Annotated in this window: 19 protein-coding genes and 2 pseudogenes; 3 read left to right on the top strand and 18 right to left on the bottom strand. The window is 43.5% G+C overall.

Annotated elements, in window-relative coordinates; all coding sequences use genetic code 11:
* Nucleotides 1-353: 353 nt before the first annotated feature.
* Nucleotides 354-517 (top strand): annotated as a pseudogene (locus tag AC1S8V_RS16255) (transposase); the annotation flags it as partial.
* Nucleotides 518-622: 105 nt separating this feature from the next.
* Here AC1S8V_RS16255 and AC1S8V_RS16250 read toward each other — a convergent pair.
* The 7 genes and pseudogenes from AC1S8V_RS16250 to AC1S8V_RS16220 form a co-directional block, all read right to left on the bottom strand.
* Nucleotides 623-1,582 (bottom strand): L-threonine 3-dehydrogenase, encoded by a 960-nt coding sequence (locus tag AC1S8V_RS16250; RefSeq protein ID WP_482069907.1) that lies wholly within the window; start codon nucleotides 1,580-1,582, stop codon nucleotides 623-625.
* Between the two features lie 37 nt (nucleotides 1,583-1,619).
* Nucleotides 1,620-2,810, bottom strand: coding sequence for a glycine C-acetyltransferase (locus AC1S8V_RS16245; protein WP_482069906.1), 1,191 nt, complete (start codon nucleotides 2,808-2,810; stop codon nucleotides 1,620-1,622).
* 546 nt (nucleotides 2,811-3,356) lie between these two features.
* Nucleotides 3,357-3,680: pseudogene (locus AC1S8V_RS16240) on the bottom strand (flavoprotein); the annotation flags it as partial.
* 216 nt (nucleotides 3,681-3,896) lie between these two features.
* Complete coding sequence (locus tag AC1S8V_RS16235; protein ID WP_482069905.1) at nucleotides 3,897-5,078, bottom strand: MFS transporter; 1,182 nt, start codon at nucleotides 5,076-5,078, stop codon at nucleotides 3,897-3,899.
* A 101-nt stretch (nucleotides 5,079-5,179) separates the two neighbouring features.
* Nucleotides 5,180-5,491, bottom strand: coding sequence for an ArsR/SmtB family transcription factor (locus tag AC1S8V_RS16230; protein WP_482069904.1), 312 nt, complete (start codon nucleotides 5,489-5,491; stop codon nucleotides 5,180-5,182).
* Between the two features lie 186 nt (nucleotides 5,492-5,677).
* Nucleotides 5,678-6,100, bottom strand: coding sequence for a VOC family protein (locus AC1S8V_RS16225; protein WP_482069903.1), 423 nt, complete (start codon nucleotides 6,098-6,100; stop codon nucleotides 5,678-5,680).
* Between the two features lie 447 nt (nucleotides 6,101-6,547).
* Nucleotides 6,548-7,609, bottom strand: coding sequence for a stalk domain-containing protein (locus AC1S8V_RS16220; protein WP_482069902.1), 1,062 nt, complete (start codon nucleotides 7,607-7,609; stop codon nucleotides 6,548-6,550).
* A 21-nt stretch (nucleotides 7,610-7,630) separates the two neighbouring features.
* Between AC1S8V_RS16220 and AC1S8V_RS16215 the strand changes: the two genes are divergently transcribed.
* Nucleotides 7,631-8,992: a TolB family protein gene (locus tag AC1S8V_RS16215; RefSeq protein WP_482069901.1), complete on the top strand. Its 1,362-nt coding sequence runs from the start codon at nucleotides 7,631-7,633 to the stop codon at nucleotides 8,990-8,992.
* Here AC1S8V_RS16215 and AC1S8V_RS16210 read toward each other — a convergent pair.
* The 9 genes from AC1S8V_RS16210 to AC1S8V_RS16170 form a co-directional block, all read right to left on the bottom strand.
* The gene (locus AC1S8V_RS16210) at nucleotides 8,963-9,325 is read right to left on the bottom strand and encodes a GNAT family N-acetyltransferase (protein ID WP_482069900.1); all 363 of its coding nucleotides are present in this window, start codon (nucleotides 9,323-9,325) and stop codon (nucleotides 8,963-8,965) included. The two genes, AC1S8V_RS16215 and AC1S8V_RS16210, sit on opposite strands and share 30 nt — an antisense overlap.
* A gap of 252 nt (nucleotides 9,326-9,577) precedes the next feature.
* Nucleotides 9,578-10,381 carry an undecaprenyl-diphosphate phosphatase gene (locus tag AC1S8V_RS16205; protein WP_482069899.1) on the bottom strand — a complete coding sequence of 268 codons (804 nt, stop codon included), beginning with the start codon at nucleotides 10,379-10,381 and terminating at the stop codon, nucleotides 9,578-9,580.
* Nucleotides 10,382-10,891: 510 nt separating this feature from the next.
* Nucleotides 10,892-11,131 carry an Imm26 family immunity protein gene (locus AC1S8V_RS16200; protein WP_482069898.1) on the bottom strand — a complete coding sequence of 80 codons (240 nt, stop codon included), beginning with the start codon at nucleotides 11,129-11,131 and terminating at the stop codon, nucleotides 10,892-10,894.
* Between the two features lie 787 nt (nucleotides 11,132-11,918).
* Nucleotides 11,919-12,179 (bottom strand): hypothetical protein, encoded by a 261-nt coding sequence (locus tag AC1S8V_RS16195; protein WP_482069897.1) that lies wholly within the window; start codon nucleotides 12,177-12,179, stop codon nucleotides 11,919-11,921.
* 156 nt (nucleotides 12,180-12,335) lie between these two features.
* The gene (locus AC1S8V_RS16190; protein ID WP_482074500.1) at nucleotides 12,336-13,106 is read right to left on the bottom strand and encodes an AAA family ATPase; all 771 of its coding nucleotides are present in this window, start codon (nucleotides 13,104-13,106) and stop codon (nucleotides 12,336-12,338) included.
* Between the two features lie 263 nt (nucleotides 13,107-13,369).
* Nucleotides 13,370-15,418 carry a glycoside hydrolase family 16 protein gene (locus AC1S8V_RS16185; RefSeq protein WP_482069896.1) on the bottom strand — a complete coding sequence of 683 codons (2,049 nt, stop codon included), beginning with the start codon at nucleotides 15,416-15,418 and terminating at the stop codon, nucleotides 13,370-13,372.
* 213 nt (nucleotides 15,419-15,631) lie between these two features.
* Nucleotides 15,632-17,191, bottom strand: a complete 1,560-nt coding sequence (locus AC1S8V_RS16180) for a response regulator (protein WP_482069895.1) — start codon at nucleotides 17,189-17,191, stop codon at nucleotides 15,632-15,634.
* A 3-nt stretch (nucleotides 17,192-17,194) separates the two neighbouring features.
* A complete protein-coding gene (locus tag AC1S8V_RS16175; protein WP_482069894.1) occupies nucleotides 17,195-19,033 on the bottom strand; it encodes a sensor histidine kinase in 1,839 nt (612 codons plus the stop codon).
* Between the two features lie 74 nt (nucleotides 19,034-19,107).
* Nucleotides 19,108-20,760, bottom strand: a complete 1,653-nt coding sequence (locus AC1S8V_RS16170) for an extracellular solute-binding protein (protein WP_482069893.1) — start codon at nucleotides 20,758-20,760, stop codon at nucleotides 19,108-19,110.
* Nucleotides 20,761-20,959: 199 nt separating this feature from the next.
* Between AC1S8V_RS16170 and AC1S8V_RS16165 the strand changes: the two genes are divergently transcribed.
* Nucleotides 20,960-21,217, top strand: coding sequence for a GlsB/YeaQ/YmgE family stress response membrane protein (locus tag AC1S8V_RS16165; RefSeq protein WP_074095306.1), 258 nt, complete (start codon nucleotides 20,960-20,962; stop codon nucleotides 21,215-21,217).
* Between the two features lie 177 nt (nucleotides 21,218-21,394).
* Here AC1S8V_RS16165 and AC1S8V_RS16160 read toward each other — a convergent pair whose 3' ends face one another.
* Both AC1S8V_RS16160 and AC1S8V_RS16155 read right to left on the bottom strand, forming a co-directional pair.
* Nucleotides 21,395-22,855, bottom strand: coding sequence for a glycoside hydrolase family 1 protein (locus tag AC1S8V_RS16160; protein ID WP_482069892.1), 1,461 nt, complete (start codon nucleotides 22,853-22,855; stop codon nucleotides 21,395-21,397).
* Between the two features lie 411 nt (nucleotides 22,856-23,266).
* Complete coding sequence (locus tag AC1S8V_RS16155; RefSeq protein WP_482069891.1) at nucleotides 23,267-24,565, bottom strand: IS110 family RNA-guided transposase; 1,299 nt, start codon at nucleotides 24,563-24,565, stop codon at nucleotides 23,267-23,269.
* Nucleotides 24,566-24,567 lie beyond the last annotated feature (2 nt).

Genomic DNA, 24,567 nt, shown 5'->3' with positions numbered 1-24,567 from the left:
ATATTTGACCCCCTAAAGTTTTGGTGTTTTCGAAATAGAGGTAGTTTTTCAGTGCCCTCATTTTACGTAGGCCATTTTTTCAAATCCAATTATTTTATAAAATTGACTGCATCTTATCTACTAACTTCATAAAAACCCCATATATATCGCAAAATTATTGAAATATCCTGTCAGTTAGCTTAATGAAGTAGCATTGGGAATTCCTTAGATATTCATCTAATCGGTAATCGAACTATGTTCTTGTCCAATACGGCAATCGGGACAAGAACTTGTACCGATAAAACAAAAAAAGCCGTTATTTTAGCGACTTTCGATGGGACCATGTTCTTGTCCCTCGACAGTTATACGGTGTATTTTGCAGCCCCTATTCCTCCTGGCAACAGGCTCAAATGAGAATGCCAATGGTCTTTTGCGAGAATTCTTTCCTAAAGGCACGGATTTCGCTCAAATGACAGACGAAGCTTTATGCCGTGTTCTTTATCTGATAAGCCACAGACCACGGAAATGTCTGGACTGGAGGATGAAAAAAGAAGCTGCAACAAAAGGTCCGGGTAACGCCAAACCTCTTGATGCAGCTTCTTTTGTATTTCTACTCGCTTTGCACAGCGAATTCATAATAACTTTAAGCCTTGCGAAGCATTTGTCTCTCGCTTAGCTGTAAAAGCATATCCTTCGTCATGGCCTTCAGGTCGTAGCGGGCATGAAATCCCCATTCTGTTTTCGCTGCCGTCGCATCAATGGAATGCGGCCAGCTATCGGCAATCGCCTGTCTCTTCGGATCAACGTCATAATCGAGGATAAAGCCGGGAAACTCATCCCGAATCGCTGCAGCGATCGCCTCCGGATCCACGCTCATTGCGGTGACATTAAATGAATTTCGGTGCATCAACCGGGAAGAATCCGCTTCCATCAATTCGATGATAGCGTTCAGGGCATCCGGCATATACATCATGTCCATGTTTGAGTCCTTGGCGATATAAGATGTATACCGGCCAGCCGTCACGGCTGCGTAATAAATTTCCACCGCGTAATCCGTCGTTCCTCCGCCGGGAGGCGTCATATAAGATATCAAACCCGGGAATCGCAGCCCCCTAGTATCCAGGCCGTATTTGTGAAAATAATAATCACAAAGCAGTTCGCCGGACACTTTGTTCACGCCGTACATCGTATTGGGCCTCTGGATCGTATCCTGCGGGGTATTGTCTTTCGGAGTCGAAGGACCAAAAGATCCAATGGAGCTTGGAGTGAAAAATTGGCAGCCGAGCTCCCTGGATATTTCAAGTGCATTCATCAATCCGCCCATATTCAAATTCCAGGCAAGCAGCGGTTTCTCCTCTGCGGTAGCCGACAGCAGCGCAGCCAAATGGATGACGGTATCAACTTCGTACCGCTTGGCGATTTCGAACATCGCCTTATCATTCGTCACGTCCAGCAGCTCGAATGGCCCGGATCGGGTAATTTCGTGGGCTGATGACCTGAGATCCGTAGCAACGACGTGATCCGCACCATAAATTTCACGTAATTTAACAACTAACTCAGAACCGATTTGGCCCAGTGCTCCGGTCACCAAAATCTTGTTCATAAGACATTCCTCCCGAAATATACTCCCGCGAATGCAGCTAAATCAGCTTCATTTCCTTGCCAACTTTCTCATAAACGGAGATCACCTGGTCGAGCATCTCCTTGGTATGGGCAGCTGTCGGCATGTTGCGTATTCTTCCGGTTCCTTTCGGAACCGTCGGAAACAGGATTGCCTTGGCGTAAACGCCTTCTTCATAGAGCCGTTTGCTGAACTGTTGGGTAGTTACTTCATCGCCAATGATACAAGGTGTGATCGGCGTTTCGCTTTGGCCTACATCATATCCAAGCCGGCTCAAGCCATTTTTCAAATCATTGCCGTTCTCCCACAGCTTCTCGATCAGCTCTTTGTCATTCATCAAAATGTCGACAGAAGCGCTGCAAGAAGCGATTGCAGCCGGAGGCAGCGATGTCGAGAACAGAAACGGACGGCTTCTCAGCTTCAACCATTCGATCAGTTGTTTTTTACCCGCCACATAACCGCCGACAACGCCGATCGCCTTGGAAAGAGTACCAATTTGAAAGTCAATGCGGTCGGACAATCCAAAATGCTTCACGGTTCCCGCACCTGCTCCGAGAACGCCCGAACCGTGGGCATCATCCACATAAGTAATCAGATCGAATTCTTCTGCTATTTTCACGATTTCGGGCAGCTTTGCTATATCACCATCCATGGAGAAAACCCCGTCGGTGATGACCATAATTTTATGGTACTGACCGGATTCCTTGGCATCTTTCGCCTGCTGTCTTAAATCATTCATATCCGAATGCTTAAAGCGAATCACCTTGGCTCTCGACAGGCGGCAGCCATCAATAATCGAAGCGTGGTTCAGCTCATCTGATAAAATCGCATCATGCTGGTCCATTACCGCGGATATAGCAGCCATATTGCAGTTAAATCCCGATTGATACACGATAACGGCTTCCGTTTTTTTGAAACGGGCCAGTTTTTCTTCAAGCTCAATATGAAGATCCATCGTACCATTAATTGTTCTCACAGCCCCTGCGCCTGCCCCGTATGTCTGCGACGCCTTAACTGAAGCATCAATCAGGCGGTAATCTGTTGCCAGTCCCAAATAGTTATTGGAAGACAAATTGATTAGGGACTTTCCGTCGATACGAATAACAGGACCATTTGCACCCTGCAGCGTATCGATGACGTTATATAGACCTTTAGTCTTTAGATCTTCGATGTTCGAACTTAAAAATTGGTCCAATGCTTGACTTGACATTCCATTCCCTCCTCGATATACGTATGTCCTCGTACAGGAGACATAGTATTCTCCAAAAAACCCTGTTATAAAAGGAATTAATTTAATTTCAATGTATCATCTTTTGTATTTATTGTACACATGTGGCGGACAAAAAATAAAAATATCCGCAAAAAAACATAGCGATTACTTCCCCCATTCCCGGAAGCAATCGCTACTAAAACTTTGCTTATATCTTTTGCTGCTCGGTAACTTCTTGTGCAGCCATTATTTCTTTTGCTTATTCCTTTAAATCAATCGATTTACCTCGCTTCAAACGGGATTCTTCCACGGCAAACGCAATGCGATGACCCCGTAAGGAAGCGCTTGCCGAGGTTAGGCTCTCCCTAGTGAGGTTTTATGTGCAATGCACTCATTTTTTTAGATAAATATCTAATCGGTAATCGGACTATGTTCTTGTCCATTTCGGTTATTGGTACAAGTTCTTATCCGAATGGATCGTTTTCTTCCAGTTCCTTTTTCTTTAGGAGCTATTGAAGTTAACCTTATTCTAATCGGCATCAGTCCTTAGCATCCGCAGCAAGAATTTGATGCTGCCTTTTCCGTTTTTGAAGGAGAGCAGCAATCCGAAGATGCTTCCTCCACTTGAACTGGGTCACAGCAGCTGTCCTTGCCATTAGCACCAAGACTGCAAACCCCCGTCTCCGGCAGTTCCAGCTCTACTTTTTGTGCTGACTCAATATCTCCCACTAGAGCTGCTGCGATGGATCTGACTTGCTCATATCCCGTTGCCATTAAGAAGGTTGGCGCTCTTCCATAACTTTTGGCACCCACGATATAAAAGTCCTCTTCAGGTTGACGCAGTTCTTTTTCACCATGTGGTCGTACTGTACGTCAAGACAAGAACCTGTGTTACCTACAATTTCATTGATGTGATCAATAAACACTTTTTCATTTCGAATGGTTCCGGAAACCTGCATCTGTTCACCATAATGCATGTTGCCACAGCACAGTACTGGTAAGGAACATACGTGCGAAAGTCTTGTGAATTTGGAAATTATGTGGAAGTGAATCCTCCAGGATTTTTTAAATTCAACTATACTTTTCTCACTGTTTACTGTTCATTACGGATGGTGACTTCAATTTTGCTTGTAATATGGAACTTACGGATATGCAGATCAAGGCCATAACGGCAAACAAATATCCTCCCCATACGATTTCTCCAGTTCCTGAATGGGTGATAAGTAGACCACCTATAGCCGTACCGATTGTAACCCCGAGATTGGAAAAGGAAACATACAGACTGTTTGCAAATTCTGGTACCTCTGGAATTTCCGTTGTTAGCCAGAGCTGGCCGACGATAAGTCCACTTGTGTGTACGGCGCCCCATAATACCACAATTCCGATAATCCAAATGAGTGACGCGCTTGTATATTGAAGGACAAGATAGCATAACGCCAACGCAACTGGGTATAACAGAGTGGTTCTGGTCAGGCGTCTGTCCAATAATTTGCCGGCATACCAGTTGCCCGCTACACCGCTAAGACCGAATACGACCAGAAGTAAGCTCACGATTTTTTCGTTTATGCTCAGATGTTGCCCCATATATTCGGCAAAATAGCTGTACACGACAAACATTGTAGCGAAAATGAAGCAAGTTGTTGCAATGTTCAGCCATACGGTGGGCCTGCGCAATACACTTAGCTGCGATCTAATCGTAGTAGAATTCTGATTATTCTCTACAGGAGGCAACCTCAAAATAATCCCAATGCAAGCAATCCCATTCACAATTGCGGAGAAGACAAAGGCAGTCTCAAGAGAAAACTGACTGGCAATATAGGATGTTATCGGAATACCAAGCACCATCCCCATACTAACTCCAAGAAATACTTTTGCGCTGGCTTGTGCGGTACTATCTTTCTCCGATAATAAAGCAGCTAACACGAAAGCGAGCGAGAAGTATACCGGATGAAAGAAGGCGGGAATGACCCGAGATACCAGGAGTATAGGAAAGAGCGGCGCAAAAGCTGAAGCCAGGTTGGAGAGAGTAAACAGCAAGAGAATAGCTATCAGCACTTTTTTTCGATCCCATTTGGACACTAGCAGTGTCATCAATGGTCCAAAGAGAGCAATAACGAGAGCGAATGAACTGACAAGCATACCAGCTTGGGGAGCAGATACACCATACTTCTCCATAATAGCTGGAAGCAGACCAACTACACCAAGCTCAGTATTAATAATTCCAAATATGCCGAGTGCAATAAAAAATAGAGAACCGCTTTTTTTCAAATGACTTCACTCCCATCCCTTTTTATGATTATATAAATATCTGTAATTGTAGATATTTAAATGAGATAAGTAGGCAATCCTTATGCTTACGATTGCCTACTTCACAATTCAGTTTTAATCAAATCGGCCAATTGTCTGATCGTTTCCTCGTTTCGTCGGTAGTACGTCCATTGACCGAATCGTCTGGATTCAAGAAGTCCAGCTTTTTTCATCAGAATTAAGTAATTGGAAATCACGGATTGAGCCATTCCCGTCTTTTCCTGAATGCTTCCGACACATATTCCTCCTTTAAAATCAGCATCCGGCGGCAAATACAATTGAGGCCCAAAATTTGCTTCCGGTTCTTTAAGCCATTCTAAAATTTGCAAACGAGTTTCATTTGATAACGCTTTGAAAAGTAGTAGTTTCTCCATACGTATCATTATATCTATTTATTTAGATATTTCAACCTTCTGACATGTATTAATTATCAGGCTCACTGCTATTGCCTAAGTTGTCTGTGTTCTTAATCTGTTTGTACTACCTGTCGATCTGAATTGTTTAAGTAAGAGGGCAATACTACGGGTTTTACAAAACGGCGAGAGACTAGACTGTGACGATTACTCATTGGTTTCCCATTGCGGGTTCCAAACAACTTCCCATGTATGACCATCGGGATCTTGGAAGTAGCCAGAATAACCACCCCAAAAAGTATCATGTGCCGGTACTGTGATATAGGCCCCAGCATTCTTCACTTCTTTCATCACCTTATCAACTTCTTCCCTACTACTTACATTATGACCTAGAGTAAATTCAGCAGGATTAGGTTGGTTCTGATAAATATTTGCGTCAAGTGCTAAATTATTACGTTCAAAAATGGCAAGCCTTAAGCCTCCTACCATGTCAAAAAAGGCGACGGCACCATGTTCATATTCCTTTCCAATAATGCCTTCAGTCGTAAATCCAAGACCATCTCGATAGAATTCCAAAGATCTCTCCAAGTCGTCTACCCCCAGCGTAATAACATTAATTCTTGGTTTCATGTAGTTCCTCCTTAAAATTTGAACTGGATTGTTACACCTAACATTCTATTACATTTGATAAACCTATCACTTTGATCAACTGCTTTCTTTGTATTACTGAGTTATCGTTTCCCGTTAGCTTAATGAAACCGATAAAGAATCTTATCAACCTTGGTACCATATTCTTAATCTTTTCAACAATGAACTATTTCTTTGCATTTGGGAGAAAAAATCTAGTTCGTGAAACAAAAAAACGTTATCTAAGCCAAATCTTATATTCATATGCTTTTATTTAGCCACATGATCTCCATCATGGTACTATTTAGATAATTACCTAATCCGAAATGACACAATGTTTTTGTCCTTAGCTTGGGACAAGAACATGTACCGATAAAATAAAGCCGCCATTTTGGCGGCTTCTTAAGCGTATATGATTCTCTGGTCGAATTTTAATACAATCATCCAATATTATTCTTCTTCATAAACAACGACGGTTTTACTTTCTTCTTCCCATTGCACGGTTGCATCCAATGCCTCACTTATGAAACGTACGGGTACATAAGTACTGCCTTTTGTAATAGTGGCTGGCGCATCCAAAGAGACGTTTTTGCCATTAACTGTTGCAGTCTTACTGTCAACCACAAGTTTAATGCTCACCCCATCCTTCGTGACAATGATGGAGTGTTCTTCGGGATTCCATGCCACTTCGGCTTTCAAAGACTCAGCTATGGCGCGAAAAGGAACAAACGTGTTGCCCTTTTTGACAAAAGGTTCGGAGTCAGAAGCTTCCCCGTTCACATACAGCTTCACCCCATTCTTTTTACCCGCCTTTTCATTGAGTTTTCCCATTGTTTTGTACAGGTCCAGGTTTTTAAAATTGGCTTTAATGGCCTCTTCCTGCAAATACACCGCGTCAGTCACACTACCGTTTTTTTCGAGCATTTCTGCTGCAGTTTCCAACGCCTTGTCCTTTTCAATGATGGCTTCAAGTTCTTTGATTTGTTCGTCCGTCAGCTCAGTCGCATATTTTGTAAGCAAAATATCGGCTAGTACAGCACCTGCCGGTTTATCTTCCACATGTTGAATAGCATTTAGCAAACCTTTGTATCCTTTGGAGCCTTTTTTCTTGGATTCGGTTGGATCGGTTGTATTGTTGGTTGTATTCTCTGTCTCCGATGTTGAGGGATCCTTAACTTTGTCTTCATCAGTGCTGACCGTGTCAGCAGACTCGACTTTCTCGGTCTGTTTCTCCTCAATTTGAGTTTCTTTGTCTTTGGGTGCTTTTGACGATACCTCTTTACCTGATTGTCCGGCTGGAGTGTTTCCCGGTTTGGCTGAGGTTGTGCCTGCGGCGGTACCAAGCATTAGCGCCAGACTGGTTAGCAAGATGACTGTTTTTTTCATTGAAGATTCCTCCTGAAGTAAAAAAATATATGCTCCTTCATTATCGGCAGAATAAATACTTTCTGATAGGAATTTTACGAATAATTCGCCTATCTCCTTTTCTTGAATACATTGTAGTGAAATCAAACCTGAAGGGCGGCATCAAATATGAATTTTGCTGATCGTGAAGCGATCCTTTTTACTTCAAATGTTGGGGGTGGTTCGTACGACATTTGGCTATATCAACCTTTAACAGGTCAGACCATTAAGCTAACCCAGGATCTTGGTGAGGCATTTACAATTCCATATTGGTCGCCAGATGTCCGGAACATCGCCTTTATCGGCAAGAAAAATATCGTGTATGTATTCAATCTAAACAGCAGGGCATGGGCACAAATTGATCAGATAGACCCTTATACTTTACTGAGCTGGTCGCCGGATAGTCTATACTTGAGTTATGTAAAAAACGGACGGATTGTGATCTACAATATCAACTCCCATGCCAGCGGTTCAATCGTTCAACAAGGAGCCACCGATGTCCAGTGGTTTCCTTCAGGAGAGGCTCTCCTGTTTGCAGCTCCGGATGAAGCAGGCAATACCCAACTATATAAAATTAACCGAGATGGAATGAACAAACAGCAATTAACTCAAAATACTGAGGGGCCTCTCCACAATGTCAGAATATCACCTAACGGAGAGTTTGTCCTATATACATCCCCGGGAGCCAGCATTTCGTTGATCACTACGGTGAACCTGACAACAGGAGCGAGCTACCAACTTAATGGTGGCCCTCAGGCGAAAAACTATTTCCCCGAATGGTCCCCGGACTCTTCCCTCATCGCATACAGTGCCACCGACTTCGTGGATAATCAATATGTTTCTTTAATCCAGACCGACAGCCGAGTTGGAGGGCAACAAAAAACATGGGCGGTCTCCTCCTGCTTCTTTACCCCTTTAAGTTGGTCGCCGGATGGGAACCGAATCGCTTACTTATCAGGGTGCAATAATCAAGAACAAGCAACTGAAATTTGGATTATTGATATAAGAAACCCTAATAATCCGATCAAAATTGTTGAAGCACGGTGGATTACAGCTCTTAGATGGTCCCCACGAGTGCATGATGTTCATCCGTATGGATTATATCTCAATCAGGTATACAAGGTATCTTTCTATTATCCGCGAAGCTGGCACAAAGTTACCGAAGAACGATTCGAAGGAGCGGACGGATTTTTTCAGATATCCGCGATCTCTTCTGAGGAAGGAATTCACGAGGTATGCAGAGCGGAAGCTTTTCATATGTTGAAACCCTATGGGGCAAACCCCCGAATTTTCCCTGCTTTTATTCAAGCACAAGAAGCCTGTTTCATATTTCCTTCGGAAGACCAACCCATGGAAATGAGAAATCAGGCGGCACTTATTGTAAAATATCCTGCTCCTGTTGAGATTCAAGGAAATACGTATTCATATTTCATCTTATGGGCTGATCAAAATCACTTGATTTCACTGGGAAAGACACTTACTTTTATTTAAGGGGTCTATTCTCTTAATGATCGCTGGGCTATGAGATGATAAGATTACCTGAGAGTTAATATGACGTTGAAAATCATTGTGAACAGCAAGTCCGGTTATATGCAGATAACCATTCGCAGACCCTACAGCTAATGCATGGACTATAGATATGAAACCAACAACATGATTCTCAAATAACGCTACAAACGTTTTGTAATTGCCGGCTCTGATCATCTGGTCCATCGTAACGCGAAAGTTCTCACCTGTAACAGTACTTACGCCCAGTACATCGTTCCATAAGATAACAACTTCAGTATAATCTTTTGATACAATTTCTCGCACCTTAATTCCCATACCCTACCTCCGTTTGTAAAAAACACTCGCAAAGATAGGGTTCGACAATTGATGAAGATATCCTGCCCTTTAACAAAAACAGCCGATCATGTTGGTCGGCTGTCTTCTTGGTTTATTGAGTTATCGTTTTCCGTTAGCTTAAACCATATTCTCCAGATATCTGTTAAATAAAGTTTCCTGCGCCCACTTTTAATTGTATTCAACTAACCTGCCCGTTAGTTGAAATGAGAGTTTATAAATTATAGTTTACAGTTACAGTATGACGATTAAATAGAAAAGGGCTGCTAATCCAAAACGGTATAGAGCAAACCACTCCAATCGAAGTCGCTTGATCAGTCTAATAAACGTTACTACCGCAATCATAGCCACAAGAAAGGATGTCATAAAGCCAATTAACATTAGATAAAAATCGTCTAAACTAAGTAAATCGCGGCTATCATATAAGTCCAACAAGGTAGCACCAAACATAACAGGTACAGAAATAATGAACGTAAAATCTGCGGCAGCTTTTTGGCTAGTACCGAGCAAAAGGCCACCTGAAATCGTCGAACCCGATCTCGAAAAACCTGGCCACAAAGCTAGACATTGGAATAAGCCAATCCCAAAAGCTTGTTTGTAACTAATCATATCAATTGTATCAACGCTGGTAGCTATCTTACTCTGTGCTGCGATGATCATTAACAAACCACCAGCAACTAAACCAATTAAGACAGGTGTAGGGCCGAATAATTGACTTTTTATAGTCTCCTTTAGTAGAAGATATACGATTAATGCTGGTAACATAGCCAAAATCATATGTATTACGTTTAATCCTTTACTTTTTGAAAAATCCATTTTAATTAAGTTTGACCCAATCTCCATATACCTTTTCCAATAAAGAATTAGAACTGCCATCACTGCACCCAACTGTATAACAATTTTAAAGGTTATTGCCGCGTCTCCCTCAAAGTTAAGTAAATTGCCTGCTAAAATAAGATGTCCAGTAGACGATACTGGTAAGAATTCAGTTAAGCCTTCTATTATGCCAAGTATTATTGCTTTTATTACATCAGTCATTAGAAGATATCCCCTTTACGAAAATAAACTCGCTTAACAAGTTCAAGTATAAGAGTAAATGACTATATATTCCCATCGATTAGCATAACAATATTCATTTCAGTGTGACATTATTGTCACATCATTTAAATGATATACAGATCATATTGATGTATCTTGTTAAACTAACCTGCCCGTTAGCTTATGAATTAACAAGGAAAAGAATCGATTAGTTATATGTCTAATCGGTAAGCGGACCATGTTCTTATCCCTCGACAATATACTCTTACACTATTTATTCGGGTCTCGGTGCAACTTATCATCTCCCATTATTCTATCAACAATATGATGAGCATCCCAAGCAGCCGCCATCTCTAATCCCTCACATTCTTTGCGATCAGAAGGTCTAATCTCTCCCAAATGATATATTGAATACTCTCCTGATATCCTAGCAATAATGCATGCAGGGGGGCCAAGCCTCATTTTCATCCAGAAAAGGACGATTCTCAACGACTGGCCAATTTTCTGATTTCAGAACATCATCATACACGCCCACGATAAACTGATATTCCTCTTCTTCGGTAACTCCTCTATAGAGTCACTTATACGATCGTAGATTGCAATGCTGGCATCTTTAAGCCTTCTCCCAAAGGCAAACTTACCGTTAGGCAAAGGGATAGCGTAGATATCACCCAATTTAATTCGTTTACGTTTCGTATCTTGCTTCGGAGTGCTTGCAGCTGCAACTGCTACGTTTCCCGTACCTATCATGCTTTACAGTCAATATACTTGCTAATACTGTTAATAACAGTTTCTTCATTATCTAAATCCCTCTGCTTTCCATATGTACTTCGTTTCTCACTATCACTTCCCAGTATCTTTTTCTTTGCATAGGTCTAACAAATCCTAAATCTCAAACAAACTTGGAAATAGTAAGAATATTTTACCTTGTACTACAGATTATAAATAGGTATTTTATCCCATTGTTATTATAAAACCTGACTTTCTATATGAATTAATTAGATGTATATCTAATTAAAGTACAAGATTCATCCATATTCCAAGTAACTCTACGCAACGTAAACGAGCAGTAATTTATTGTCATTGCTAGCTGCCTTTTGGCTAAGACTCCAACATCATTAGCAAAAAGGTGTAGAGTGGTTTTTTCCAATCCAACACCTTTTATGAAAAGACTAATCACTGAGTTCCTACATTTTTTAGAGAATCATGGTAGTTCTTATCTAGCTCCAGCCAAAAATCAGCTGGCGGGCTGAACACTTTAGCAAGCTTTTCGGCAAAATATAAAACGGTTCTTTGGTGATATTTTTGATATCATTCATTAAACTAACCTGCCCTTTCGACTTATGGCAAACTTATGCTTCCAATACGTGATTAGCACTTCAGTGTTTTAATGAATGGACAAGGCAATCAGTCTAACCATTGTATGCTATTGATTTTCGGCATAATAAAAACAGCCGATCACATTGATCAGCTGCCTTCTTGTTTTGATTAAGCTAACGTTTCCCGTTAGCGTAACGAGTTGTACTCTGACTTGTCATTAATCCTTAATAAAGTACTCATTTACCAACACTATCAAGCCAATAACAAACAATATAACACCCACAATGAACGGGAAACCCAAAGATAAACTCTGTACCACTTCGTTTCCATACTGTTTTGCACCGAAGATTGCATACCATAACTTTGATCCACTCCAAGCAGTGATACTTGGTACATATAAAGCAGCAGCCAGTATAATAGCTAAAGATATCAATGACCCCGTAAACAATAATATTCCACCTATTAATACCTTCTTCATTAAAAGTCCTCCATTCGTACTGACTAATATAGCTCTCCGTCGCTATATTATATAACAATAAAAGTTGAACTAACCTGCCCGTTACTTTAACAAAAGCAGCAGCAAACTATGGCCGGCTGTCTCCTTGGTTTTATTGGGCTAACGTTTCCCGTTAGCTTAATCTTGAGCTTCTTCGAATAACTCTCTGAGCATCCGATCCTTGTTATTCACAAACTCTTTCATAATCATATAATGATCGGTTTCTTCCAATACTTGGACTTCGATACCATCCGGCTTTAGATTGTAAATAATCGAATCTGGATATGCCATAAGGATTGGGGAATGGGTCGCAATTATAAATTGAGAGTTTTGCAAAACAAGTTCATGGATTCGTGTCAGCATCGCCATTTGGCGAAGGGGAGACAGTGCAGCCTCAGGCTCATCCAGTATATATAATCCATTCTCCCCGAACCGATGAATGAAAGTGGAAAAGAACGACTCTCCGTGCGATTGCTCATGCAAGGACTTGCCACCGTACGAATCTTTAATAGGGCGAATAGGGCGACCGAATGAAGGCTGGCTGTCCAACTCATCGATCGTCGTGGCTAAATTATAATAACTTTCTGCCCGGAAGAAGAAGCCATCCCTCGGGCGTCGCGGACCTCTGATCAATTGTATATATTCATATAAGCTCGAGTGAGTAGCCTGGGTTGAAAAGGAAAAGTTGACCGTCCCACCCTCCGGGTTAAATCCCCATGCGATAGCAATGGACTCCATCAGTGTTGATTTGCCCATCCCATTTTCACCTACGATGTAGGTTACTTTGGGGTGGAAATCAAGAGTGTTCAGGTTTCGAATGACCGCCAAATCAAAGGGGTAACGATTATAGGTTGGTACTTTTTGCCGATTAAGCTGAATTTGTCGTAAATAGGGATGCAGTATATTAATATAGTTCACTCCCTTTTAAGCCTTTGATCGTTATGCTTACCTTTAAATATACACCTAATCGGAAACGGGACCATGTTCCTGTCTTTCGACAAGAGTTGCAACCGATGAACTAAATTATCAAGTCTAAATTTAAACGACCGATTCCCAGGTAGAAATATTGGGAATCGGTCGTAAGCCTATTTTAGAGTATGAGATTTCAGGTTCTCCGGTTTGCCCAGGGTCTGTTCCATCTGATCTTCATTCGCTCTATCCGAAATCGCAAATTACTGTTCTTTATACACGCGTACATAATCCACTTGCATAGTCGCCGGGATATCGGAGGCGTTTGGAGTACGGCCGCCGTCAAAGTTTCCGCCGACTGCCAAGTTCATAATGAGGTAGAACGGCTCATCGAAAGGTGCATTCGGATTATTCGGTGCAGCTGCGGAATACCACTGCTGGTTAGTGACTTTATAGAAAAACTTGCCGTCTACATACCATTTAATGTTGTCCTCTTCCCAGACTACCGAGTATACATGATAATCATTGGCAAAAGTTTGCCCCTCCGGGAAGTGATAATCGCCGCCCGAAGACTGGTTCACGGGCCATTGTCCACCAAAGTGTATGGTACCGCTTACTGATCCAGGCAGACGGCCTCTCGCTTCCATAACATCAATTTCACCTGATGCAGCCCAAGTGCCGTATACCGAGTCTTGTGGAAGCATCCACAGTGCTGGCCATATACCATCACCGGTAGGAAGCTTGGCACGAAAATCGACTCTGCCGTACTTCAAGGACAGTTTATCCTTGGTGTTAATCTTTCCAGAAGAATACTGTGCATACCGATTCGGGTCTTGCGGGAAAGATTTGCTGTCGTTCATGGCTTTGATATTCAGCTTTCCGTCCTGTACATATACATTTTGAGTGCTGTTTGTGTAGTGCTGCAGTTCTGCATTTCCCCATCCCCAAGTAGCGGGATCGTTGTTGAGATAATATCCTGTTTCATAGTTCCATTTGCTTGTATCCAGCGTAGTTCCGTTAAACTCATCCTGCCAGATGAGGTTCATGCCCGCGATTGCCGGGTCGGTTGGCGTTCCGATTGAGATATCCTCTTGGTCGGATACATCTGGACGCGGGGCATTTGGATTGCCGATGAAGGTATAGTTGACGAAGTTGTTGCCAATATTCCCACCCGCCTGACCGTTCAGTGGATAGCCGATACGAATCTGCATATTCTCTTGGATCGGCTGGAACCAAAGGCCATAGATATAATCGGCCCAGTATCCCCACTGGTTGGCATCGGACATATTATTGTACCCATTACCGGAGTATGCAAATTTGCTCTGGCTGGAGTTACTCAAATCAACCCATTGCCCATTGATGTTAATTTGGTATACAAAATTGCCCAGTTCCTTGGCGATTGGCGCCCCCCCATCAATTTTCGGAAGTGGAACCCCAATGGAACCATTCGCATCTGCTGTGAAGGTTGTTCCTTCGTATGGCGTAATGACATATGAATTTCTTGTAGGTTCATTAAACGTAATCGTATAAACAAGATTAGCCGAAGAAGTCTTTGATTCCAATTTGACATTGATCGACTCCGTTACGTTAAACCAGTACCCACCGCCGCCATCAGTGAATTGGCCAAAATTGTGATCGTAGATCCAGCCGCTGGCTGCGTTATTGTCAATATCAATCCAGGTGCTGCTGTTTACAGGTTTGACATACACCTTCAAATCATCCGCAACAGCTTCATAAGTGACCGCAGGATTATTGTTGAACGTTGGATATGTAAAGCCTGCACCGCCTGTGAAACTTGCTGTGATTTGTGGACCTTGTGTCGGATTCATCGCTGTGATGGTTGTTTTGTTGATGTTTTGGAATACAAGTTGATACTCCAGCTTAACACCATTCGCTTTGGAGTACAGTTGAATCTCGGTTGTTGCGGAGAGGGTGAACCAATAGCCATTGAAGCCGCCATCGCTCCAGTGCCCCCAGTTTTGGTTATAGATATAACCGCCTGCCTGGTCGATATCAACCCAGTTGTTGCCTACTTTTACATTAACGCCCACATCACTGTAAACATCATTCCATGTCGCGGAGCCTCCATTGAACTTAGGCATAACAAATCCGTAGCTGGCCTTGCCAACCCCTGATTTTGAAATAACAGGCCCGTCTGCGGGTGAGAAGTACTCCATTGAGGTTATGGTAGTTCCCGCTGCCTGAACCTTTGAAGCTGGCAGTATGCCAATACTAGCCAGCATCACAACCACAAGGAACATACCGAGTACCTTTTTCATAAACCGTTTCGCCGTAAAGTGAGATGGTTTCATAATTGCCCTCCTTTAATAGAATAATAGCTTCTCCCAATCCATGCGCATTAAGGAAATCGCTTACATAGGGGATATCTTTATTCTATCGAATAGGTTAATTTGCTGAAAAGGTACAATTGTTTTTGTGGTATCCCATTTTTTTGGCTTTTGATTCAATTGGCATATTTAACAAGGGAGATTGTCCGTTTGGTTATGCTGTTTCATGGTATAGCGTTATAGTAATGAGCTTCGTGCCTCTGCCTTCTGCCGCATCATCTGTCGGTACTCTGTGGGTTGGATCTGCATCACAAGTCGGAACGCGCGTGTAAAGCTTTTGTAGCTTTCATATCCAACCATAGCAGCCACCTCAACAATTTTATGATCGGTTTCGGCGAGAAGCTTGCGCGCTTTATCCAGACGCACATCTCGTAGGTATTCAGCAAAACCTTTACCAATATTCTTCTTAAACAGATTTGAAAAATAAGCATAATTAAGCGATACATGATTGGATACCATCGCGAGGTCCAGCGGTTTGTGGTAACTCTCGTGTATAAAACGAATGGCTTCATTTAGATCCTGCGAATTGCGATAGCTGCACTTATAGTCATAATATAACTGATTCAGCCGAAGCAGCTGCTGTTGCAGTGCTTGTATATAATCACGCATCCCTTGATAATCAAAGAGATTACGCAATGATTCAAGGTCCAGCACTTCTTCCCCCATATAAGGGTGGATAACTCGTTCGTATTCCTCCATCATCTGAACGGTGGCGGCGCAGAGCTGTTGGGTATAGCGAATAGGATAGCGTTGCAGCACCTTTTTGTGAAATATTGCAGAAATACCCTGAGTAATTGTTCCGCTGTTATCTGTTCCAACCGACTGGAACAGTTCATATAAGTCTTCATAGGGAAGTTGCCATTGCTGTTCCATATGCTCAATATGTGCTGGGAAGATACTATACTGATCAGGAAACAGGTAACTGTGGCGATAGAGCTCAAGCACTTGGGTATAGCTGTCTGGTAGTTCTTTTAACCCCTGAATCGGGTTAGTCATGGCCGTTATGGCATCGATCTTTCCTTCCTTGAGCGCTGCAGGCAAAACACTTGGATCTATGGACGCATCCACCGCAAGGATCAGGTATGGGCGATGTTGCAGGCAAATACAACCTTGTCTGCCAAACACACGATAAGCAATGGCTTCCATGCTATGGGCGCTGCTGGCTCCGGGCTGGTTCATGCAAACTTCTTCCCGCAGCAGAGCTAGGCGATAATTACGCCATAACGCATCATTTTGTTCCTCAATCTGAAAAATCCATGCGTCATCACTTAACGCACCTTGCATAAACATTCTTAATTCTTTACGATCGGTCTCTTGGGCGAGACGGGATACACGCTGCATATTATGCGTAAGTGCCTGTCGTGTCTGGATCTCTTGCCATACATGCTCCAGGGAATGTTGCAGATCCTCTCGCTTCAAAGGTTTTAGCAAGTAGCCCTTTGCACCAAGCCCGATAGCTTTTTGGGCATATGTAAAATCACTATAACCGCTGATAATGAGGTATTCCACATCCATGTATTCCTCTTTGGTTTGAGCCATGAGTGTCAACCCATCCATATCGGGCATCATAATATCGGTAATAACGATGTGAATGCAATGCTGCCGCAATAGGGACAGCGCCTCAATCCCACTCGCGGCAGAGTATATGTTGTTCAGCTCCAGAGGAAATTGATGCAGCATGGCCTGCAGGCCGTCACGAATGTGTTTTTGATCGTCCACAATCAGGATATTAATCATGCTCTACCACCCTCCAAGATTTCCATTTTCCCAAGGCAAACGTATCGTTACGCAGGTATATGCACCTTGCACACTATCAATCCAAAGACCGCAATTCTGGCCATAATGAAGCTGCAATCGCTTATTCACGTTTTCCAAACCAAGTCCGCTCCTGCTAGTAACCATCGGTGTATCCGATTCGCTCCGCAGTACTGCCTGAAGACGGTGTAACATCTCATGCTCTAACCCCTTTCCGTCATCTCTTATGTTAATGAAAAGCAGACTGTCATTCTCCACAGAAAAGGTAATCTCTATAGTTACCCTGCCGCCTGAAGGTGCCCCGTGATGAACTGCATTTTCAACGATGGGCTGCATACACATCTTGGGAATGGCGTAGCGAAGTATCTCCTGAGGAAGATCCGCCGTCATAACGATACTGCCGCCTTCCATAAAGTTGATAAATTCAATATAACTTTGGATATTGGCAAGCTCCTCACGAAAAGCAACGGTATCGCTACGCCACTGCATGCTGTAACGTAGTTGGGAGCCCAACGACACCAATGAATTGGCTATAGCAGGCTGCCTCTGTACCTCTGCCACCATACGGATCGATTCCAGGGCGTTATATAAAAAATGAGAATTAATCTGCGAATGCAAGGAGTGCAACTGTGCGTTTTTGGCAATTAACTGCTTATCCACGACCTGTGTCATTAGACGTTTGACCTCATGTAACATTTTATTGTAATTCACCGCCACCTCATCGATTTCATCCCCTCTTTCGTTCTCATCAAGGCCTGTATCAATCATTGCATCCAGCTCGCCTTTCCGTACCTGACGCATGGATACCAGTACGCTGTCCAACCGCCGGAAAATACGCCGCGTCGTTTGGGATACGAGTAACATAATCAGCAGCAATACACATATTGTAATCGTTACCACAAATGCATACCAACTGCGCGGCCCCTTCATCAATGCCTGATGGGAAGCAATATCAACCACATAAGTGTTCAACGGGGCGATGTATCGATACAATGCATAGAAGCTCTGATCTCCCACCTTAACCTGAAGCGGGCTTTCCTGCGGCAATATATCTAGCTGGCGGTGAATACTGCCAAGGATTTCCTCCATTCTCTGCCCGTACTTCTCAGAAAACTCATGCTGGGGATTGTAAACATACTCGGGAGGATCGCTTGCGTTCATCAACACCGAAAAGAAGTCCCCCTTGCTCTCCTGGAGCAAATCGCTGAAAAACATGCTGTGCGGGACTCGCACTTCCATAATACTAGGGCGTTTTTGTTCCTGCCCTTGAAGGCGAACCAGACGATAGTAGGATAATGTGTGTTCACCATCCCTAAAAGAAAATAAACGGTAAGCCGCACCACCTTCGTCCCGAAGCTTTACCCAATAATCCTGCGGCCAAAATTTCTTATAATGATAGATTTCCGGCCAGATTTCGTACAAGTTTGGGTTATCGACGTAAAAGCTAAGCTCACTGATCATCGCATTGCTTTGAATGATATTAAGCATTTGCTCAAACTGGTTTTGCTTAAACTTCACCAGACGCAGTCCATCCACAAGCATATTGGAATGAATAAAATCCACAAATGACTTTTGAGTGAGGGCTGTATTGGAAGCGTTCTCAATCATGTCCATTCTTCTGCGCAATTGTTCATTCAGCCATGTAACGTGGCTGTTGCCCGTTGCCATAGCATCCTTATATAGCTGGGTTTCTTGCATGCGGATATATACAAAGGATATCAAAATAACAGGTATGGCAATCATCAGGCTAAATGCCAGAAACAGCTTTTGGGATATACGGGCATTGCGATAAAGCTTCCTCAATCTCGTTAGCAGGTATTTCATTCTGAAGTATTCACCACCTTTGTTATACCATATATCACTAGTTAGCCAATAGTTAACAATGTAGTAGGGAGTGGTTATCTGGCTATCTTGGCTTTCCGCAGTTCCAGTTCAGCCTGGCGATATTCCATCACCTGGTTAAAGCCGTAGTTTACACGACGTATCAGAAAATTTTCGAAAATTTTGTCAAAGGCAGCTTCATCCTTCGCTGTAATCAGTTCTGGCAGCACTTCTTCCCAATTCTGAGAAATACGTGACCAGGCTAACGCTATATCGGAATCCCCTATAGGATCTAGTCCCTTATAGATGCCGCTGTCCAGATCGGCCTGTTGGTTGGCGAACTCCTCCATTTGCTTAATGGATGGGGCATTCTCTGGTCTCCACTTGTTAACGAAAGCAGGGTTTCGCAGCATCCAGTAGGTATCCATAATGCCATATTCCTTTTCCAGCCGCTCCCGATCCGTGTCATGCAACTGGACCATTGCCGCCGTCAACTGCGGTTTGCCGTTCTTCATCGCCCAGGTTTCACCTTCTTTGCCCAAAAATAAATCCCTTTGGCCTTCTTCGCTGGCCAGATAGGTCAAAAATCGGATGGCCCGTTCAGGGTTTTCCGTGGATCTGCTAATCATCGTGACCATCCAGCCATCCATGCTGCCAGGAAACAGTTTGGCGGATTCTCCCCTGCTGCTCCGGGGTCCATCTACAGCAATATAGTATGAACTCTGATTCGTAAGGACTTCCAATTTCGAATTGAGGTCCGATATGTCTGTCCATTCCCGAATCATCATAAAATATTGGGCATGGTTGGTTTTTTCCTGCACCTGTGCACTGGAGTCGACCAGAAAATCAACATTAATCAGGCCCTGCTCGTAAGCGATACGAAATGTTTTCAGCCACTCAATATAATCGGGATCTGTCATTCGGTCGTATACTTTACCGTTCTGTTCATGGGGGATCGCAAGCAGATTTTGCAAATATTCGGTCATCCCATAGGATGCATTCCCCTGTGCCCAAAACGGACTGATCAGCTTGCCTTTATAAACAGAATATTGATTCTTCAGCAATTGCAATGCATTTAGAAAACCTTTCGGTGAGGTAAGGTCCGGTTTGCCCATCGACTCATACAGATCTTTACGTACGAGAAAGGTTTGGTTCGCTCCCGTCAAGCCGGTTGAACGCATCTGTTCGGGACTGTACGCATCATTGGGGATGACATAGGTATGGCCGTCTTCCTGCCGATACCATTGTAGAGCACCATCACCTGCTACCTTGTAAAAGTAAGGATCATACTGATTGGCTAACTCATCCAGGGCATAGATGAGATTACTCTCCCGAAGTTTGTTAACCGCACTCTCCCAGGAGCCGATGGTTATCAAATCCGGCAGACTACCGGTCGTCAACATCCGTGATAACATCTCGCTTGGTTCACCAGTTGATACTTCAAATTCGATATTGACCCCTGTTTTTTGGGTGACATATTTGGAAGACAGGCTCTCACCCCAAGTGTGCCCGTACCATTCGGCTCCAACGAACCACGTTAGATTCACGGGGGTAGTATCCAGCTTCCATGACGGTTCTTCCAGATTCAGATTAAGGCTCTGTATCTGCTCCGTGAAGTCAGCCCTTGTCGAAGCACTCCTATCTTCCGATTGCTCTGACTCAGAACAAGCAGCCAAGCCTGACATCAGACATATCATCAACAAGGCTAAAATAAAAAGACTTCGAAACATGAACACCTAAGCGCCTCCTTTCTATACTGGCGATCTCCAATCCCCATCTGCATCAGCATTCATACTAGTGGTGGTACAACCGATTTTACTACCCTTGGATTAAAATGAAAATGGTTTAATGGTCGATTCGCAGATGATCCGCAACATTCCCCCTAACGAAACATAACTTGTAATAAATCAATGGAAGGAAGACTAATTCGTGTATCTAATCTGGATACTTATTGTCGGTGGGCTAATTGGCTGGTTAAGTGGAAATCTGATTGGACGGGACGTGCCGGGAGGCGTACTCGGAAATATCATTGCTGGCTTTGTTGGATCGTGGTTAGGGTATGAACTGTTGGGACCGAGGGGGCCGGTGGTGGGTGGATTTCATATCATACCCGCGATCGTCGGGTCGATCATTGCTCTCTTGATTTTCTATGCTCTGGCGCGCGGTGGAGCGTTCCGAAGACGTTAACAGGCGGAGACGACTTTACCAAGTAAACTTTATTTTGTGGTGATACAAGTTGATTACGCTAAACTTTACTGCCCGGTAGTCGAATAAAGCCGCCGATCCTGTTGATCGGCGGCCTCCTCGAATGTTCATGGCGCATATCCTTCTGTCTTGGTCTGTTAAAACGAATTCAAACAGACCTTATATTTCCAAATTCAATCTTTCCCCGTTGGATTCAATCACCTTTTTATACCAGTGGAAACTGTTCTTTTTACTTCTTTTCAGGGTACCACTGCCCTCGTTATCCTTATCTACATAAATGAATCCGTAGCGTTTCTCCATTTCGCCAGTTGAGGCACTAACGATGTCGATGCAACCCCAAGCCGTGTAGCCGATAAGATTAACGCCATCGAGGATAGCTTCTCTCATTTGTTCGATATGATCTCGCAGGAAATTGATCCTATACGTATCATTAATAGAGCCATCCTCTTCGATGACATCAACCGCTCCCAGACCATTTTCAACGATCATTATAGGGATTCCATACCGATCGTACACATGATTGAGTACGTAACGAAGTCCAACTGGATCGATTTGCCATCCCCAATCATTTGCCTTCAAATAAGGATTTTTGAATCCACCAAAGACATTCCCCTGGGTCTCATCACCCTCTGGGCGGGTACCCACTACATGAGATTTGTAGTAGCTGAAGCTATAGAAATCAACACAGCCTTGTTTTAGCACCTCTACGTCTTCTTCTGCCATCTCAATCTGAATATTGTTCTCATTAAAATATCTCTTGGCAAAGTCAGGGTATTCCCCTCTAACTTGCACATCGCTGCTCAGCATATTGTTAATCTGATCCATTCTCAGAGCCTTCAACATATCTTCCGGTTTACATGTACTTCCGTAACCATGACTATAATTAATCATACAACCGATTTGGAACGTAGGATTAATCTCATGAGCAAGCTTGACAGCTTTTGCACTTGCTATAAATTGATGATGTAAAGCCTGGAATCTTAATTGCGTACTATCCACAACCGTATTGTTAAATACACCACTATCATCAACTAATAATGCCCCTGCTATATATGCACCTGCTGGAACAATTAAACTATTGATCTCATTAAATGTAATCCAGTACTTCACGACATCCTTGTAACGGGTGAAAATGGTCTCACAATACCGTACGTAGCAGTCGATCATTTCTCTGGAAGCCCAAGCATTGAATTTCTCAGTTAGCGCAAACGGAGCTTCGTAATGTGAGATCGTAACGATGGGTTCAATATTATACTTTTTCAGTTCACTGAACACCTTGTCGTAAAATTGAAGTCCTGCTTCATTTGGCGTTACATCGTCCCCGTTGGGGAATATTCTGGACCAAGCAATGGACATTCTGAAGCATCGAAAGCCCATCTCTGCAAACAGACGGATATCTTCTTTGTAATGATGGTAAAAGTCTACTGCCTCATGGGAAGGATAGTTTACGCCCTCCTCAATGTGTTTAGTGATCCGTCTTGGAGTAGTATGCGTTCCACCCGTCATCATATCTGCTGTACTTGCCTTTTTACCATCAATGTTCCAGGCACCCTCGTATTGATTCGCCGCTGTTGCGCCGCCCCACATAAAAGAGTCTGGGAATACAGTTGTGTTCTTCATTGGAAATTCCTCCCACTATAAAGTAATGTTTTCGCCTGTTTTCTCGTCCATTCGTAGATTTACAACTTCGACATCTTGGCTTGATGGAGGAATATTGGTTCAGAACCAGATTTTGCTGTAATGACCGGTGACGGGAACAGAGCTTGGACTCCATTTTTTATCCAAACTGTGGTCATGCTTATGATCGCACAGTGGATCTCCACATCTCCCTCGGGGTTCACCCTCCCATGTCACGCGGGGTCATTGCCCTTACATTCCTTCGTTCTACCTGCCAAGGGGTGGAGGCCGATTCTTGCTCCTAAACGGGGTCGTTGCCCTTATGGAATGGTATTCTTCGGCTTCTCCGGTGCTTCAATTGTCTCGTTATACATCTGTGAACGAGTCGAGATTTCAGGCTATTGATTCTTTGAACTAAGCTGCAATCTGTTGTAACTGCGCTTGTCGTACAGGACCAAGAACTTCGTTTGCGTTGTACTCTATTTCCTTCGTCCCCAGCGTGTGCAGGACGCGTATCAGTTTGCCGCAGAGCGCGATTAGCGACTGTTTTTTCTTCAGCGGATTTTGACTTCGTGTTGTGAAATACTTGTGAAGGGCCTTGAACTCCTCATTCTTAGCTACCATTGGCATGACGCAACGGAACAATAGGGCTCTTAGTCGAGATCGTCCACGCTTGGTAATGCCAGTTTTACCCTTACGCTTACCAGAACTATTTTCTTTTAGATTCAAGCCCGCCAACCGGATGATTTGTTGCCCGTGGTCGTAATGACTCAGATCGCCAACCTCAGCCAGAAATCCTGCAACGGTAACCGCGCCAACGCCTGGGATACTTAACATCTGCGTCGTTCCCGGTATCTCACTCAAGATGTCCATGACCTGTTTCATGGTCGTTTCCACCTGTTTAGAGAAAAGCTCATACTGGTCGAGCAAGCTCAGAAGCTCCAGTCTCGCAGCTCGTAACCCTTCGGTAAGCCCGATGGATATCCCGGCTGTCGCAAAGAGCTTTTCCGCTCTCTTAATACCGACTCCACGCTTCACTTCCGTTTTCCAGTGTGCGAGAACGCCTCTGGCGCCTGTAGAGACGATCTCTTCCGGTGTCGGAAACTGGCGTATTGTCATCAAGGAAGTTTTGCCTTCCCAATCTTTAAACACGCTCAAATACTCTGGAAAATAGCGGTCGAACCAGTTATGCACACGCGCCTTGACTTGGTTTAAACTCACCATAACCTTCTCACGGAAATTCATGAGGATGCGTAGTTCGGCATATTCCATCGCCGGCAATTTGGGCTCCGAGTACTTCCCGTTTCGAATGAGATCTGCAATGACTTTGGCATCCTTATAGTCACTCTTCGTCGGCGAGTTATCCTCAAGTTCCTTGCTCTTGTTTACGTGATGCGGGTTCACAATGACGATCTTGATATCTCGAGCTTCCAGAAAAGCGGCTAGCGGAAACCAGTAGTGCCCGGTAGGCTCGATTCCGAAAACAATGTCCGTTTTCAGATGAACCTCCTGAAGTTCTTTCATCCATGTTACTAGCCTAGTTAACCCTTCCTGATCGTTGTAGAACACGCAGTCTTTTCCTAATTCAATGCCACGGAAATCTACCGCTCTAGCTACGTGAATCTTTTTGGCAATGTCTGCTCCAATGACTAGCGTATCTTCTGTAATTCGCGTAATACGTTGATTCTGTTTCTGTTTCATCTTATACTTCATTT

This window comes from Paenibacillus sp. B46(2026), from assembly GCF_056786355.1.
The sequence above is the reverse complement of the archived record's forward strand: the minus strand, read 5'-3'. Positions and strand labels throughout refer to the sequence as shown.

Excerpts from the sequence above, each read along its gene's own strand:
- AC1S8V_RS16205 (WP_482069899.1), bottom strand. The coding sequence starts at position 10,381 with ATGACTGATGTAATAAAAGCAATAATACTTGGCATAATAGAAGGCTTA.
- AC1S8V_RS16245 (WP_482069906.1), bottom strand. The coding sequence starts at position 2,810 with ATGTCAAGTCAAGCATTGGACCAATTTTTAAGTTCGAACATCGAAGAT.
- AC1S8V_RS16230 (WP_482069904.1), bottom strand. The coding sequence starts at position 5,491 with ATGGAGAAACTACTACTTTTCAAAGCGTTATCAAATGAAACTCGTTTG.
- AC1S8V_RS16215 (WP_482069901.1), top strand. The coding sequence starts at position 7,631 with ATGAATTTTGCTGATCGTGAAGCGATCCTTTTTACTTCAAATGTTGGG.
- AC1S8V_RS16160 (WP_482069892.1), bottom strand. The coding sequence starts at position 22,855 with ATGAAGAACACAACTGTATTCCCAGACTCTTTTATGTGGGGCGGCGCA.
- AC1S8V_RS16185 (WP_482069896.1), bottom strand. The coding sequence starts at position 15,418 with ATGAAACCATCTCACTTTACGGCGAAACGGTTTATGAAAAAGGTACTC.
- AC1S8V_RS16155 (WP_482069891.1), bottom strand. The coding sequence starts at position 24,565 with ATGAAGTATAAGATGAAACAGAAACAGAATCAACGTATTACGCGAATT.
- AC1S8V_RS16170 (WP_482069893.1), bottom strand. The coding sequence starts at position 20,760 with ATGTTTCGAAGTCTTTTTATTTTAGCCTTGTTGATGATATGTCTGATG.
- AC1S8V_RS16180 (WP_482069895.1), bottom strand. The coding sequence starts at position 17,191 with ATGATTAATATCCTGATTGTGGACGATCAAAAACACATTCGTGACGGC.
- AC1S8V_RS16250 (WP_482069907.1), bottom strand. The coding sequence starts at position 1,582 with ATGAACAAGATTTTGGTGACCGGAGCACTGGGCCAAATCGGTTCTGAG.
- AC1S8V_RS16195 (WP_482069897.1), bottom strand. The coding sequence starts at position 12,179 with ATGAAGAAGGTATTAATAGGTGGAATATTATTGTTTACGGGGTCATTG.
- AC1S8V_RS16175 (WP_482069894.1), bottom strand. The coding sequence starts at position 19,033 with ATGAAATACCTGCTAACGAGATTGAGGAAGCTTTATCGCAATGCCCGT.
- AC1S8V_RS16225 (WP_482069903.1), bottom strand. The coding sequence starts at position 6,100 with ATGAAACCAAGAATTAATGTTATTACGCTGGGGGTAGACGACTTGGAG.
- AC1S8V_RS16200 (WP_482069898.1), bottom strand. The coding sequence starts at position 11,131 with ATGATAGGTACGGGAAACGTAGCAGTTGCAGCTGCAAGCACTCCGAAG.
- AC1S8V_RS16210 (WP_482069900.1), bottom strand. The coding sequence starts at position 9,325 with ATGGGAATTAAGGTGCGAGAAATTGTATCAAAAGATTATACTGAAGTT.